The following is a 14,283-nucleotide window of genomic DNA, read 5'->3' as shown; positions in this document are numbered from 1 at the left end:
GATCGCCGTCCTTAATTGGACTTCGCGCCTTCCTTGGCGTTCTCCGCCGTCGGCGCTTCGGCCGGTGCGGGACGTTTTCCGGTGCCGGTGATGCGCTCAATCGCGGAGCGCACCGCGTCGCCCGGCTTGCGGTCTTTCAGCATGTCGAGCAGGGGCGCAGAGGCCGGCGAACGGCGGATCAGGCTTTCCGGATCGGGGAAGACGAGGGGGTCGTCCCAGGGGCCCTGCACCACGAAGGGCAATTCGAACCCCGACGCGCTGTTGAGGCTGGCCACGCCCTTCATGTCGTATTCGCGCGTCGGCACCGAGGCGGTACCGGTCATGGTGATCTTCGCCGCCGGTCCTTCGACGCGGATGTCCTCGGCGGTGGCGACGCCGTCGGAGAACTTCACCGCGATGGTGAGATTGTCGTAAGGGGTAGAGCCGTTGCGGAAATTGCCGCCGCCGGACAGCGGCCGCCGCTCGAGCCGCTTCAGGAGCTGCTCGGCATTGAAGCCCGCGATCGCGCCGTCATGCCCGGTCACTGTGGCGCTGCCGTCGAGCGACTGCACGAGGCCGAACGGGCTCGAGCCGGACGCGAGGAGCGAGACGTTGATGTTGCCGCGCCCGGACAGCTTGTTGATGCCGAACAGCTCGGAGGCGCAGGCCTGAAGGTCGACGTCGGTGAACTGGAATTGCGCCTTGATGTCGGCGACGGTGTCGGAGCGCGCGATGCCGAACGAGCCCTTGGCGATGCCGCCATAGACCTGGGCCTCGCCGACCGAGAGCGCCAGCGTGCCGTTGCGGAGATTCGCGCCGATCGCGGTGCGGCCGAGTTTCGACGTCCCGACCGTCAGCTTGGCGGCCGACAGGCGCATGTCGAGGTCGGTGGTCGACAAGGCGTTGAGATCGAACAGCTGCCTGTTCCAGTCGCGCGCGCCGCTCGCGAGCAGGCGGAAAGTCGAGATATAGGGGGTGAAGTCGAGCGCGTCGGCTGCGAGCGTCGCCTGCAGCGTCTGCCGGCCGTTATTGGCGTAGGTCATCACGCCCTCGGCGGTGTTGCCGTCGAGCTCGACATTGACGTTGGTGAGCGCGATCGACGCGCCGACGACATTGGCCCGCGCCTTCAGCGCGAAACGGCCGAAGCCGCCGCTGGCGGGCTGCGGCTGGCCGGTCCAGCGCAGCGCGTTGCGCAAGGACGGGCTGTCGATGGTGAGCGTACCCTCCATCATCGGGCTGGTGCGATTGGCGACGCTGCCGTCGAAGGCGAGCTTGAGCGGTGCGCTCGCGATCCGCGCCTTCAACCCCGAGCGCTCGCCGGAGAGGGCGGCGACGAAATCGGAAAAGCTGATCGAGCCGTCGACCCGTTCGCCCCGCCAGTCGAATTGTCCGGTCGCAGCGAAGGAGCGCGAGATCGAGGGCCAGGCCAGCGACAGGTCGATGTCCTCGAGCTTCTCGGTGCCGTGCGTGGCGGCGTCCTCGTAATTGAGCACGCCGTCCTGGATCCGGATCTCGGAGAACGACACTTGATTCTCGGCGCCAGGCTTCATGGTGCGCGCGATGGTCTGGATGAACGGTGTCCAGTTGCTTTCACCGTCCGGCTTCAGGCTGACATGGATGCGCGGCCGCAGCAGCGTCAGGTCGGCGATCTCGAACCGTTGCAGCAGCAGCGGCAGCAGCCGCAGGTTCGCGGTGAGAACGTCGACATGGAGCGCGGGATCGCTGGTGCCGCCGCCCTTCAGCCCGACGTCATGGAAGGAGATGTAGCTTGCCGGCAGCACCGAAATGTCGATCGCGCCTGCGACGTTGACCTCGAGTCCGGTGACGTCGCGGATCTGCGTTTCCACGGCCTTGCGCAGTGCGTCGCGGTTGATGAGCCATGAGGTCGCGATCAGGGCGATCAGCGCCACGCCGAGCAGCGCCGCGATCGGCGTCCCGAGGCGCTTCATTCCTTGGGCCATGGTCAATGGCATGTCCTGATCGAGTTGGTCGCTGGAGCCAGAAGGCGGGCTGGGAAACCTGCGCGCCCCACGCCCAAGACCTATTGTGTTAAGTGCCGCAACTTGATGGGTTTTCTTGTCGCTTTCAAGGCCGCGGGAACGGTTGCGCCCACGGCTTGGGCAGCTTCTATCACCCGGGGGCGGAGCGGAGAACCCCGTATCATTGACGGCTTCGGACGATTTCGCCTAATAATCGCCGCCACTAAGGCGCGACGCCTGCAAGCCGAAGGTTCACTCGAAGGTAATTTGCATGAACAAGGTCTATCCCGACGCCAAGTCGGCTCTCGAGGGCGTTCTGAAAGACGGCATGATGATTATGTCGGGCGGCTTCGGCCTCTGCGGCATCGCCGAGACGCTGTCGGACGCGATCCGCGACTCCGGCGTCAAGGACCTGACGGTGGTCTCAAACAATGCCGGCGTCGACGGCATTGGCCTCAGCCGCCTGCTCGAAACCCGCCAGATCAAGAAGATGATCTCGTCCTATGTCGGGGAGAACAAGCTGTTCGCCCAGCAATTCCTCGCCGGCGAGCTGGAACTCGAATTCAATCCGCAGGGCACGCTGGCCGAGCGCATCCGCGCGGGCGGCGCCGGCATTCCGGCCTTCTACACCAAGACCGGCGTCGGCACGCTGATCGCCGAAGGCAAGGAAGTGAAAGAATTCGACGGACAGAAATACCTGATGGAGCGCGGCCTGTTCGCCGACCTCGCCATCGTCCACGCCTGGAAGGGCGACACCGCAGGTAACCTCATCTATCGCAAGACCGCGCGCAACTTTAACCCGATGATGGCGACCGCCGCCAGGGTCACGGTGGCCGAGGTCGAGCATCTGGTTCCGGCCGGTGAACTCAATCCCGACCACATCCACACGCCCGGTCTTTTCGTCAAGCGCATCGTCGAGGTCGGAACGGCCAAGAAGCGCATCGAATTCCGCAACACCCGCCCGCGCACGGCAGCTTGAGATCAGGAGACTAAGATGGCCTGGACCCGTGAACAGATGGCTGCGCGCGCCGCGAAGGAACTGCGTGACGGCTATTACGTCAATCTCGGCATCGGCATTCCGACGCTGGTCTCGAACTACATCCCGGACGGCATGGACGTCAGCCTTCAGAGCGAGAACGGCATGCTCGGCATGGGCCCGTTCCCGTACGAGGGCGAAGAGGACGCCGATCTCATCAACGCCGGCAAGCAGACCGTGAGCGAACTGCCGTCGACTTCGTATTTCTCGAGCGCGGATTCCTTCGGCATGATCCGTGGCGGCCACATGGATCTGTCGATCCTCGGCGCCATGCAGGTGGCCCAGAACGGCGATCTCGCCAACTGGATGATCCCCGGCAAGATGGTCAAGGGCATGGGCGGCGCGATGGATCTCGTCGCCGGCGTCAAGCGCGTGGTCGTGGTGATGGAGCATTCGGCCAAGGACGGTCCAAAGCTCCTGAAGCAGTGCAATTTGCCGCTGACCGGCGAGCGCGTGGTCGACATGGTCGTGACTGACCTGGCCGTCTTCACCATCGACAAGCACGGCAGCGGCGGCATGGCGCTGATCGAGCTCGCCGACGGCGTCTCGCTCGACGAGGTCAAGGCCAAGACCGAGGCCGAATTTCGCGTCGCACTGAAGAACACGTAAGGTTTTCGCGAAGGGGGCGCGCATGACGATACGGTCTGCGCGTCCCGAAGACGCCGATTTCATCGCACAAACCATCCTTTCATCGCAGCGCGGCTACCGGCCGCGCGGCTGGTTCGACGTTGCGCTCGGTTGGCCTGAAACACAGTGCCGCGATTTCATCGCGCACGTCGCAGCCGCTCGCGCGGTGTCGATGTGGCACGTCTCGCAATTTCTGGTCGCCGAGATCGATGGCAAGCCTGCTGCCGCCTTGTGTGCGCTACCGGCGGCCGGCACGGGACCAGCGGCTTGGCGTGCGATCGAGGAAGTCGCAGCCGCGTCCGGAATCGCCGCGGCAGAGCTGGAGGCCATCCGTCAACGCGGCGGCTACACCCGCGCCTGCTGGGTTCAGGGCGGCGAAGGCGATTGGATGATCGAGCATGTCGCGACCGATCCCGCCTATCGCGGCCGCGGCCTGGTGCAGTCACTGATCGCGCATGCGCTGGAGAAGGGGCGAGCGGCTGGATGTGCACGGGCGACAATATCGTTCCTGATCGGCAACGAGCCCGCCGAGCGCGCTTATACCAAGGCCGGCTTTGTCCTTGCCGAGGAGAAGCGCGATCCTGCCTTCGAGGCGATCATCGGTGCGCCGGGCTTTCGCATGTTTGCGCGGGTGATGTGATCGGTCTTGAAAATCAAGCCGCCGTTGCCGCCAATGGCCGGGCGCCTTTGCGCCATGCGGTGATGGTGCAGCCGAAATGGCCGCGAAACCAGCGGGCCATGGCGCTCCGTGCGGAGAAGCCGAGCTGCACGGCGATGTCGGCCAGCGGCCGGCCGGGGTCGTCGATGAGCTGGACCACGAGATCGGCGCGCTGCGCGTCGAGAATGGCCGAGAAGCTGGTGCCGGCTTCGGCGAGGTGGCGGTGGATGGTACGCCGGGTGCAGGCGAGGTGTTCGGCGACGCGCTCGACCGTGCAGTCGCCGCCGGCGAGCAGGAGACGCACGACCTCGTCGACCTTCTCCTCCCAGCTTGCCGGCCGCGTCTCGATCGCCTCGATCCGCTTGCGCAGATAGCTCGCGATCAGCGGATGCGCGCTCGGGATCCGGCGCTCCATGTCGTGTGCCGACAACAGGATCGAATCGGCCTCCGCATTGAAGGTCACACGGCAGCCGTAGAACTCGCGGTAGCGTTTGCGGTCGAGCGGCGGTGGGTAATGCAGGTGAACTTCCTGCGGCCGCCAATCGCTGCCGAACAGCGACTGGATGATGCGGTGGACGCTGCCGAGCGCCATGTCGATCGACTGGCGCGGCGCGGTCGGCTGCCGGCCGCGCAGGTGCTGCGTGACGGTCACGGTCTGCTTGTTGCGGGTGACGTCCAGCTTCATGCCGTCGTGATGGATCGGGATGAAGCGCGAGAAGGCTTCGATGGCTTCACCAACGGTCGCCTGTTCGCGCACGATCAGGCCGACCGCGCCGAAATTGGTCAGCCCGCCGCGTTCAGCAAGCCGCAAGCCGAAATCTTCGGCGCCGGACGCCTCGGCCGACAATTCGAGCAGACGGCGGAGACCGGTGACGGCAATGGGCGTGTCGGGCTTGTCGAGGCAGGCCAGCGGCAGCCTGACCTTGCGCATCATGTGTTTGGGGTCGAGCCCGACCGACCGGGCGACCTCCGGGTAATAGCTCAAGCCCGCGCTGCGAATGAGGTCGGTCATGCGACCCGTTCCTGCCGGACATCCCGCAGATGTCCCGAAATGTAAAGTTTCTGTCCCGATCCGTCAAATCCGGGAACCGGGTGGAACATACATAAGTAAAACCGAAGCACGGGCGTGAATGCCGTGCATATGACGGCGCGGCGCGACGAGGCCCCGCTGCCGTCTCGGACCATTTGACCCAAGACATTGCTGGATCGGAATTATGCCGGGGAACATGCTTTCCAAGGGTGAGGTATTCGTCATCGACACCGATGCCGCCTCCCGCGAACAATTGTCCACCGCGCTTCAACAAAGCGCATACAACGTGATCTGCTTCGCCGACGGCGCGTCTCTGCTCTCGGAGGCCAAGGCGCGGATGCCGGCCTGCGTGCTGCTGGAGATGCCGCCCGATCGCTCCGGTCTCGACGTGCTCAAGCGCCTGCGCGAGGAAAACTGCATGGCGCCGGTGCTGGTGACCGCGACAAACGGCAGCATCGCCATGGCGGTGGATGCCATCAGGAGCGGCGCGGCCGACTTCATCGAGAAGCCGTTCCGCACCCGCGACATCGTCGACCGGATCGATGCCGCCATCGACGAGTTCGCGCAGCCGGGCTCCAACCGGCAGCGGTGGTTGCCCGGCTGCGAACCCCTGTCCGCGCGCGAAGGCGACGTGCTCGAGCATCTCGCCGCGGGCCTGACCAACAAGGAGATCGCCCGGCGCATGCATCTGAGCGCGCGCACGGTCGAGGGCTATCGCGCCGGCATTCTGAGGAAGGCCGGTGCGAAGAACGTGACGGACCTGCTTCGCCGCATCTTCGCGCAGGGTTCTACCCCTCAGGATTAAGCGCTCCGTCGCGGGCCTTGCTGCCGCCGCGGCGGCGCCCCACGGAAACCCCAATCGAACCAGTTCCTCCCCTGCCGCGTCCAACCGTGTTGGCGAGGCATTGGATCGCGCGTCCGGCTGGCGGCGGCGATGACTTGGAGGAGGGACTTGATGCACATCACCGCAAAATGTTTGGCAACGACGAGCCTGGTTCTGGTGACCACGGCATTCGCGTCGTGGTCATGGGCCGCCGAATTGGACGCCACATCGGCGATCGATACCGTTACGGTTTACCCCGATGGCGCGACCGTCACCCGCGTCATCGCGGTGGACCTGCCGTCTGGTGACTCGACGCTCATTGCCAAGGACTTCCCGCTTGGTCTCGACACCTCCTCGATCCGGGTGGAGGGTGAGGGGGGAGCGAAGCTCACCATCGGTACGATCGATGCGCGAACGCCGCGTGCGGCGCCGGTCAATCTGCCGGAGCTGGACAAGCGCATCGAGGCGCTGAACGACCAGCGCGCCGACCTGCAAGGCGCGATCGACTCGGCCATTGCGCGGCGCAAATTCGCGGAGCACTTTGCGGAAGCCTCTCCCGCGGGCATCGGCGACAAGGGCGAGGCGCGGCCGATTGCCGAATGGCGCACGGCCTTTGCCGCCGTTGGCGACGAAATTGCGAGCGCCGATACCGCCGTTCGCGACGCCACGCGCAAGATGCGCGAGATCGATCGGCAGATCGCCCAGCTCGAAGTCGAGCGCAAGGCCAAGCCGCCGAGCAAGCTCGAAGTCCGCATGGACATCGCGGCGCCGGCAGCAACCAAGGCGACGTTGCGGGTCACCTACAATGTGCGTAATGCGCGCTGGCTGCCGCTCTACGACGCCCGGCTCGATACCGGCGCGAAGGACCGCAAACCGCAGCTCGAGCTTGTCCGCCGCGCCGAGGTCACGCAGGCGACCGGCGAGGACTGGTCGAACGTCGCGCTCGGCGTCTCCACGGTCCGCATCGGCCGCGGCGGCAGCGCGCCGGAGCTGAATTCGCTGGTCGCGCAGTATCCGCAAGTGCCGAAGCCGCGGGCGCTGGGCTCAGTTTCGGATTCGGCAATGCCTGCGGCGGCGCCCATGCAGCAGCGCAAGATGGAAACTTCCGCGGCCAAGGCGGCGGACGATATCCGCGAACGCGCCGAAGAGCAGCAGGCGGTCGCCGAGATCGGTGACTTCCAGGCCACCTACAAAATTCCCGGCCGCGTCAGCCTCGGGGCCGCCGAGGGCGCCAAGAGCCTGCGCATCGCCTCGATGACCGTGCCCGCCGATCTCATGGTGCGCGCGGCACCGGTGATGGACCCCACCGCCTTCCTCGAAGCGAGCTTCAAGCAGACCGACGACACGAGCCTGTTGCCGGGCAAGGTCGCAATCTATCGCGACGGGACTTTCGTCGACCGCGGCAAACTCTCGGCTTCGGCCAAGGACGATATCGTGCGGCTCGGCTTCGGCGCCGACGACAAGGTCAGGATCGAGCGCGCGGTGCTCAAGCGCAACGAAGGTTCGGCCGGTCTCCTGGTCACGACGTCGAAGACCGACGAGCGATCGTTCAAGACGACGATCCGCAATGGTCACGACTTCCCGATCAAGGTCGCGATTGAGGATCAATTGCCGGTCAGCGAGAACGAGGACATCCTCGTCGAGATGCTGCCTGCGACCACGCCGCCGACCGCAAGCAACATTCGCGACCGGCGCGGCGTGCTGGAATGGTCGTTCGACGCCAAGCCCGGCGAGGTCAAGGACATCAACTTCGTCTGGCGCATTCGCTGGCCGAAGGACAAGAGCATGGTGATCGTGCCGGCGGGTTGATGTGCGGCGCCGAGGTGCGAGTTGTCTTTACCTCGTGCTCGCTCACTGTCCGTCATGTCCCGCCTAGTGCGCAGTTACGCACGAGGGCGGGGCATCTAGTACGCCGCGGCCTCACGATTTGATCGCTGGCGCCGCGGCGTACTGGATCGCCCGGTCGAGCCGGGCGATGACCCGCGTTGAGAGAGCGCTGGCTTACTTCGCCTTCAGGAAGTCCGCGACATCGAGCAGCATGAACTCGTCGTCGTCGGCCTTGTTGGGATCGCGGCTGGACGAGAACGGCAGATTGTTGTCATTGCCGACGATGATGTGGGTTTCGTCGACACGATCGACGTTCTCGATGGTGAAGAACGGGAACGTGTAGACGCCGTCATTGAGCGGCTTCTTCGCCTTCTTGTCGGGATCCCTGATCTTCAGGAGGTCGATGTAGCCGATCTTGCGCACGGGCTTGCCGACATTGGCGTCGGTGAGCTCGATCTTGTAGACGCGCTTGAACTTGGCCACGTCGGGGAAGCAGTTCTCGCCGCGGGTGCCTTGCGGGCAGGCCTTTTCGGGCGTGCCTTCGCCGTTGTCGCGCTCGATGATCAGGCCGGCGCTCGGGTCGATCATGTTGAAGTCGCCGATGGCATTGCCGTTCTGCTCGAACACATACTGCCAGTAGCGGCCGGTGAATTTTTCCGCGGCGACGTCGAATTCGAGGATGCGCGAGGCTTCCTTGCCGTCGACCTTCTCCCAGTCCTTTTTCTCGGCATCCCAGAGCGGCCCCTCGAGCAGGCCGTAGAGAAACTTGCCGCCTTTCGAGGCGGCGAAGCCCTCGTAACCCTTGGAGCGTCGGAGGTTGACGTTGGTGTAGGTCGCACCCGGCGCGCCCGGGGTCGCCACCGCCCAATGATCCGGCGATCGCACGGGCTTACCGTCGGCGACCGTCTCGAATACGGCCAGAATCTTGCCGGTCTTGTCGGCCTTCAGGATGTAGGGGCCGAACTCGTCGCCGATCCAGAAGGTGTCGCCGATAATCTGGAAACCTTCGGTGTCGAAGTCGGAGCCGGTGAGGTAACGCCTCTCGGTGTCTTCATGCACGATGCGGAACGGCACGCGTCTGTCGGGATCGTGCAGGAACACGGTCTCCAGCCGCTCGATCTTGCCGCCGGCCCAATCCATCCTGTAGCGGTTGAGGTACAGCATCGAATCTGGCGAATTGGCGCGCGCGCCCATGCCGTTGTCGGTGATGACCCAGAAAGTGCCGTCCCCCATCGACTTGATACCGGAATGGCCCTGCAGCGGCTGGCCCTTGAACGGCAGCGACACGCCGGTGGCCCGCTCATAGGACTTGCCCATCACCGTGCCGAGCGCGTCGACCCGCTTCCCGGTGGTGTATTTACCGGATGTCTTGAGATCGGCGGGAGCATCAGCCGGCGCGTCGATGAACGTGGCGGCCGGCATCACGACGTGGCCGGCGAGCTTGGCGGGGAATTCGCCTTCGCTCTGCGCCAGCGCGGAGCTCGCGGTCAGAATGATCGTTGCGACGGTACTAAGCAAAGTCGCGCGCATGTGCGTCTCCTGTTAACGGAGGCCGTCTTATGCGGACCGCGCATTGCAGTTTTGTGAAACCGGGCCAAACGCCGCAGCCGACAGCTACTCCTTGACCGCGCCCGTCAGCGACGACACGTAGTAATCGACGAACAGCGAGTAGAAGATCGCAACCGGCAGCGAGCCGAGCAGCGAGCCCGCCATCAGCGCGCCCCACTGATAGACGTCGCCGGTGACGAGCTCGGTCAGGATCGCGACCGGCACCGTCTTGTTGGCGCCGCTCTGGATAAAGGCGAGCGCGTAGATGAACTCGTTCCAGGACAGCGTGAAGGAGAAGATGCCGGCCGAGATCAGGCCGGGCACCGCCAGCGGCAGCGTGATCCGCCGCAGGATCTGGAGCCTGGTGGCACCGTCCACCAGCGCGCATTCCTCGAGCTCGTAGGGGATCGACTTGAAATAGCCGATCAGGAGCCAGGTGCAGAACGGCACCAGGAAGGTCGGGTAGACCAGGATCAACGCAAGCGGGCTGTCGAACAGGCCGAACTGCACGACCACGGTCGCGAGCGGAATGAACAGGATCGACGGCGGCACGAGATAGGCCATGTAAATGCCGAGGCCGACATAGGGACTGCCGCGGAAGCGCAGGCGCTCGATCGCATAGGCGGCCAGCGTGCTCGCGATCAGCGACAGCGTAGTCGCCCCGACCGCGACCAGCATCGTCGTCCACAGCCAGCGCGGATAGGCGGTGTCGAACAACAGGTGCTTGATGTGGGCCAGCGTCGGCGAGGAGATCCAGAAAGGGTTGTGCTCCTTGTAGTTCATCAGCTCTGCGTTCGGCTTGAAAGACGTGATCGTCATCCAGTAGAACGGAAATAGGAGGATCAGCACGAAGCAGCCGAGCGGCAGATAGATCATCATCAGCCGCCGCAGCCCGGAATCCCAGGCCATGGTGTCCGGCGGCGTGGTGGCGACGGCGGCCGGCTCGGCGGCGGTATCAGTCATTGCTCTCTCCCTGCTGCCATTTGCGGCGCGCCAGGCCGAAATAAGAGAACAGCGTTGCGAACACGAGGAACGGGATCATCGACACCGCAATCGCCGCGCCCTCGCCGAGCTCGCCGCCCGCAATGCCGCGCTGGAAGGCCAGCGTTGCCAGCAAATGGGTTGAGTTGCCGGGGCCGCCCCGGGTGATGGCGTAGACCAGCTGGAAATCGGTGAAGGTGAAGATGATCGAGAAGGTCATGACGATCGCGAGGATCGGCATCATCATCGGGAAGGTGATGTAGCGGAACCGCTGCCAGGCGCTGGCGCCATCGAGCATCGCGGCTTCGTAGAGCGAGGGCGAAATGGTCTGCAGGCCCGCCAGCAGCGAGATCGCGACGAAGGGAATGCCGCGCCAGATATTGGCGGCGATCAGCGAGAAGCGCGCCGGCCAGGGCGAGCCGAGGAAGTCGATATTGGTGGTGCGCCAGTGCAGCACGTCGACCAGAAGGTAGGAGATGATCGAGAACTGCGGATCGTAGATCCACCAGAACGCCAGCGCCGAGAGCACCGTCGGCACGATCCAGGGCATCAGGATGATCGCACGCAACAGGCTCTTGAACGGAAAATGGTTGTTGAGCAGCAGTGCGAGCCAGAAGCCGAGCGCGAACTTTCCAAAGGTCGCGATCCCCGTGTAGACCACGCTGTAGAACACCGCGTTCCACCACAGGGAATCGGTGAGCAGATACTGGAAATTCTCGAAGCCGACGAAGACGCCTTTTCTGCCGATCGTCGTGTCGGTGAAGGCGAGCCAGATGCCGAGGCCGAGCGGATAGGTCAGGAACACCGTGAGCAGCCCGATCGCAGGTGCGAGGCACATCACGATCAGGAACGGCTTGTAGTCGAACAGGCGCACCAGCCAGGAGGGTTGCCGGTGCACGAGGGCAGGAGAAGAGAGTGTGGTCACGGACATCGGTTTGTTGTCCCGTCTCTGAAAGTCACCAGGCCCGTCACTGCGAGGAGCCCGTAACAAAATTGCGAAGCAATTTTGCACTGGGGCGACGAAGCAATCCAGGCTGTAACTGGGAAGACAGGCTGGATTGCTTCGCTTCGCTCGCGATGACGCGCTTTTGGCCAGCGCTACTTCTGCCGCCGGAAGTACCGCTTGCAGCGCTGCTCGGCTTCCGCGGCTGCGGCTTCCGGCGTGGCAGCGCCGGTCGCGACGGATGCGAACATCTGAATCAGCACGTAGTCGGCGCTGACGGCACCGGTCGCGGTCGAGATCGGGCCAGCATAGCCGTCATAGTAGATGGTGTTCATGGTGTCCTTGAAGATCTTGATCTTGGGATCTTCGCTCCAGACCTTGGCCTCCGCGTAAGCCGCGAGCGGCTGGGCCCAGTAGCCGGAATTGGCGTTGAGCCACGGCTCGTACTGGTCCTTTTCCAGCATGTATTGCAGGAAGGCCTTTGCGGCGTTGGGGTACTGGCTGTGCTTGAACAGCATGGCGTTTAGCGTCAGGCCCGCCATCGGCGAGACCTTGGCGACACCCTTCGGCAGCAGTTGATGTTCGCTGTCGTCGGCGATCGCCTTGGTCGCCGGATCGTTCTTCAGTGAAAAATACAGCGAGACGCCGTTGGCGGTCAGCGAGATCTCCTGCGCGGCGTAGGCGCGGTTGTTGCTGACGTCGTTCCATGACGTCGTGCCGGCGATGAAGGTCGGATAGAGCTGTTTGACCCAGTTCAGTGCGGCGATCGTCTCCTTGCTGTTGATGACGACGTTCCCCTCTTCGTCGAGCAGCGCCGCGTTGTGCGACCACAGCGCCCAGTTCGCAAAACCGTTGCCGTCGCCCTTGGCGTTGCCGAGCGCCAAGCCGGCCGGCTTGCCGGCCTTCTGAAGCTTCTGGCAGAGATCGAGGATTCCGGCATGGTCTTCCGGCACCTTGTCGAAGCCGACCGATCGCAGGATCGACTTGCGGTAGATCAGCGGACCCGCGGTCGCGCCGAACGGCAGTCCGATCCAGGCGTCGCTCTTGTTCTTCTTGCCGTAGCGCTGCGCCAGCGGCAGCCAGCCGCCGTACCGCTTGCCGACATAGTCGGCGACGTCGGTCAGCTCGATCAGCTTGTCGATATAGATGTGCGGCGCATCGGAGAAGCCGATGATAATATCGGGGCCGGCACCGGAATTCGCGGTCACCGCGGTCTGCTGGTTGATGTCCTCCCAGCCGACGAAGTCGACCTTGACCTCGACCCCGGTCTCCTTGGTGAATTTGGCCGCATTGGCGCGGAACACGTCCTCGTCGGCCTGGACGAAACGTACCGGTCGCAGCATGCGCAGGGATGCGCCTTTCTCGATCGGCAGTTTCGGTGTGGGGACGTCCGCGGCCTTGATCGCGGATTGCGCATTTGCCGGAGCACCGGTTGCCGCGATTGCCGCAGCGGACAGGCCCAGCGCCAAGGCATCACGACGCGTGATGTCGTTCCTCATCGGTTCCTCCCTATATGTTTCCCTTCCCGGCGTTGATCGCCGGTGAAGGGTCTTTCCGGTTGCCGGCGCGCCTTCGCGGCCGTCCCGTCTAGCTGTTCGGGCCGCGGTCCATGCTGACAGGCTGCCAGCGGCGGAGCGCGGTGTCTTGCAGCACCGACGGATTGACGCAGCTTACCGGCCACATGCCCTGAAGCACCAGTGACAATTCGTAGCCCACCCGGCGCTTGCGCGCCTCGTCAAACCGTGCCGAGGCGGAGGCGACGTGGGCGGTCAGGGTGACATTGTCCATGCCGAGCAGCGGATTGTTGTGCGAGGGCGGCTCCTTCTCCAGCACGTCGAGGGCGGCATGGGCGATCCAGCCCTCCTGAAGCGCCTTGATCAGGCTTTCCTCGTCCACGGTGGCGCCGCGACCCGTGTTGATGAAGACGGACCCCTTCTTCATCTGCCGGAAGTGCTTCTCGGTGAGCATGTGATGCACCTCGGGCCGGGCGGGGGCGTGCATCGAGACGAAGTCGGATTGCGACAACACCTCGTTCAGCGTCGCCGGAATCACGCCGTGGTCGGACATCAGCGTTTCCTGGATGAAGGGATCGTAGGCCATCATCCGCAGGCCGAAGGGAGCTGCGCGTTTCGCAACCGCACGCGCCACGCGGCCGAACGAGATGAAGCCGAGCGTCTGGCCCATCAGCCGCGGTATCTTCGACAACGCCGGCCGGCCCTCGGCCCAGCGGCCGCTACGCACCATCCGGTCCTGCTCGACCAGCCGGCGGAAGCCAGCGAGCAGCAGCATCATGGCATGGTCGGCGACCTCCTCGATGAAGGTGTCGGGGATGTTGGTGACGGGAATGCCGCGCGCGGTCGCGGCCTTGATGTCGACGCTGTCGACGCCGACCGAGCCCAGCGTGATGACCTTGCAGCTCTCCAGCGCGTCGATGATGGTCTTGGTGATCGGGATGCCCTTGGCGTAGATGGCGTCCGCTGTCTTCGCGGCGGCGATGAACCCGGCCTCGTCGGCCGGCGCCTCGACGATCTCGGCGTCGATCGGATCGAGCGCCTCGCGCTCGTAGGAATAATCGCTGCTCGCGACCGTGAAGCTCGCGCCCTTCGGCGTCACCACCCTGTATCTCGGCATGTCCTGCTCCCGATTTGGTTTCTTGTTGTGACCCATGCTTTGCGCGGGCCTTTGCGTCTTTTACGCGAAATCGAGGAGGTCGCGTACAATTCCCGGTTGTCATTGAGGCGATTTATACGACTGGTTCGACGTCTTCTCCGGGCTTCTACGGGGCGCCCCGTAACAGCTTGCTAAGGGGTCACCCCCTAAAGGTTAATTTGATTTCGATCGATTCACTCGCG

12 protein-coding genes are annotated in these 14,283 nt (G+C 64.4%); 5 read left to right on the top strand and 7 right to left on the bottom strand.

What is annotated here, in order from left to right; all coding sequences use genetic code 11:
• Window positions 1–11: 11 nt before the first annotated feature.
• Complete coding sequence (locus IVB36_RS23610) at window positions 12–1,940, bottom strand: AsmA family protein (protein WP_162496341.1); 1,929 nt, start codon at window positions 1,938–1,940, stop codon at window positions 12–14.
• 289 nt (window positions 1,941–2,229) lie between these two features.
• On the opposite strand from IVB36_RS23610, the gene IVB36_RS23605 reads away from it, so the two are divergent.
• From IVB36_RS23605 to IVB36_RS23595, 3 genes are read left to right on the top strand one after another with little or no spacing between them, the layout of a single operon-like run.
• On the top strand, window positions 2,230–2,937 hold the full coding sequence (locus IVB36_RS23605) for a CoA transferase subunit A (RefSeq protein ID WP_018453837.1): 708 nt from the start codon (window positions 2,230–2,232) through the stop codon (window positions 2,935–2,937).
• Window positions 2,938–2,952: 15 nt separating this feature from the next.
• Window positions 2,953–3,603 (top strand): CoA transferase subunit B, encoded by a 651-nt coding sequence (locus tag IVB36_RS23600; RefSeq protein ID WP_007596236.1) that lies wholly within the window; start codon window positions 2,953–2,955, stop codon window positions 3,601–3,603.
• Window positions 3,604–3,625: 22 nt separating this feature from the next.
• A complete protein-coding gene (locus tag IVB36_RS23595) occupies window positions 3,626–4,261 on the top strand; it encodes a GNAT family N-acetyltransferase (RefSeq protein WP_018453839.1) in 636 nt (211 codons plus the stop codon).
• Window positions 4,262–4,274: 13 nt separating this feature from the next.
• Here IVB36_RS23595 and IVB36_RS23590 read toward each other — a convergent pair whose 3' ends face one another.
• On the bottom strand, window positions 4,275–5,291 hold the full coding sequence (locus tag IVB36_RS23590) for an AraC family transcriptional regulator (protein ID WP_247393221.1): 1,017 nt from the start codon (window positions 5,289–5,291) through the stop codon (window positions 4,275–4,277).
• A gap of 202 nt (window positions 5,292–5,493) precedes the next feature.
• Between IVB36_RS23590 and IVB36_RS23585 the strand changes: the two genes are divergently transcribed.
• Together IVB36_RS23585 and IVB36_RS23580 are read left to right on the top strand one after the other, a co-directional pair.
• A complete protein-coding gene (locus IVB36_RS23585; protein WP_026232606.1) occupies window positions 5,494–6,114 on the top strand; it encodes a response regulator in 621 nt (206 codons plus the stop codon).
• A gap of 150 nt (window positions 6,115–6,264) precedes the next feature.
• Window positions 6,265–7,941: a mucoidy inhibitor MuiA family protein gene (locus IVB36_RS23580; protein ID WP_247393219.1), complete on the top strand. Its 1,677-nt coding sequence runs from the start codon at window positions 6,265–6,267 to the stop codon at window positions 7,939–7,941.
• A gap of 192 nt (window positions 7,942–8,133) precedes the next feature.
• Here the strand turns inward: IVB36_RS23580 and IVB36_RS23575 are convergent, their stop codons facing one another.
• From IVB36_RS23575 to IVB36_RS23555, 5 genes are all read right to left on the bottom strand, one after another.
• Window positions 8,134–9,489, bottom strand: coding sequence for an esterase-like activity of phytase family protein (locus IVB36_RS23575; RefSeq protein ID WP_247294061.1), 1,356 nt, complete (start codon window positions 9,487–9,489; stop codon window positions 8,134–8,136).
• Window positions 9,490–9,573: 84 nt separating this feature from the next.
• A complete protein-coding gene (locus IVB36_RS23570) occupies window positions 9,574–10,470 on the bottom strand; it encodes a carbohydrate ABC transporter permease (protein WP_018453844.1) in 897 nt (298 codons plus the stop codon).
• Entirely contained in the window at window positions 10,463–11,419 is a 957-nt protein-coding gene (locus IVB36_RS23565; protein WP_018453845.1) for a sugar ABC transporter permease, read from the bottom strand. The genes IVB36_RS23570 and IVB36_RS23565 overlap by 8 nt, the downstream gene beginning before the upstream one ends.
• Window positions 11,420–11,586: 167 nt before the next feature.
• Window positions 11,587–12,930, bottom strand: a complete 1,344-nt coding sequence (locus tag IVB36_RS23560) for an extracellular solute-binding protein (RefSeq protein ID WP_018453846.1) — start codon at window positions 12,928–12,930, stop codon at window positions 11,587–11,589.
• An 88-nt stretch (window positions 12,931–13,018) separates the two neighbouring features.
• Complete coding sequence (locus IVB36_RS23555) at window positions 13,019–14,062, bottom strand: C-terminal binding protein (protein ID WP_026232607.1); 1,044 nt, start codon at window positions 14,060–14,062, stop codon at window positions 13,019–13,021.
• Window positions 14,063–14,283 lie beyond the last annotated feature (221 nt).

It is taken from the genome of Bradyrhizobium sp. 35, from assembly GCF_023073215.1.
GTDB classification, from domain to species: Bacteria; Pseudomonadota; Alphaproteobacteria; order Rhizobiales; family Xanthobacteraceae; genus Bradyrhizobium; species Bradyrhizobium canariense_D.
The sequence above is the reverse complement of the archived record's forward strand: the minus strand, read 5'-3'. Positions and strand labels throughout refer to the sequence as shown.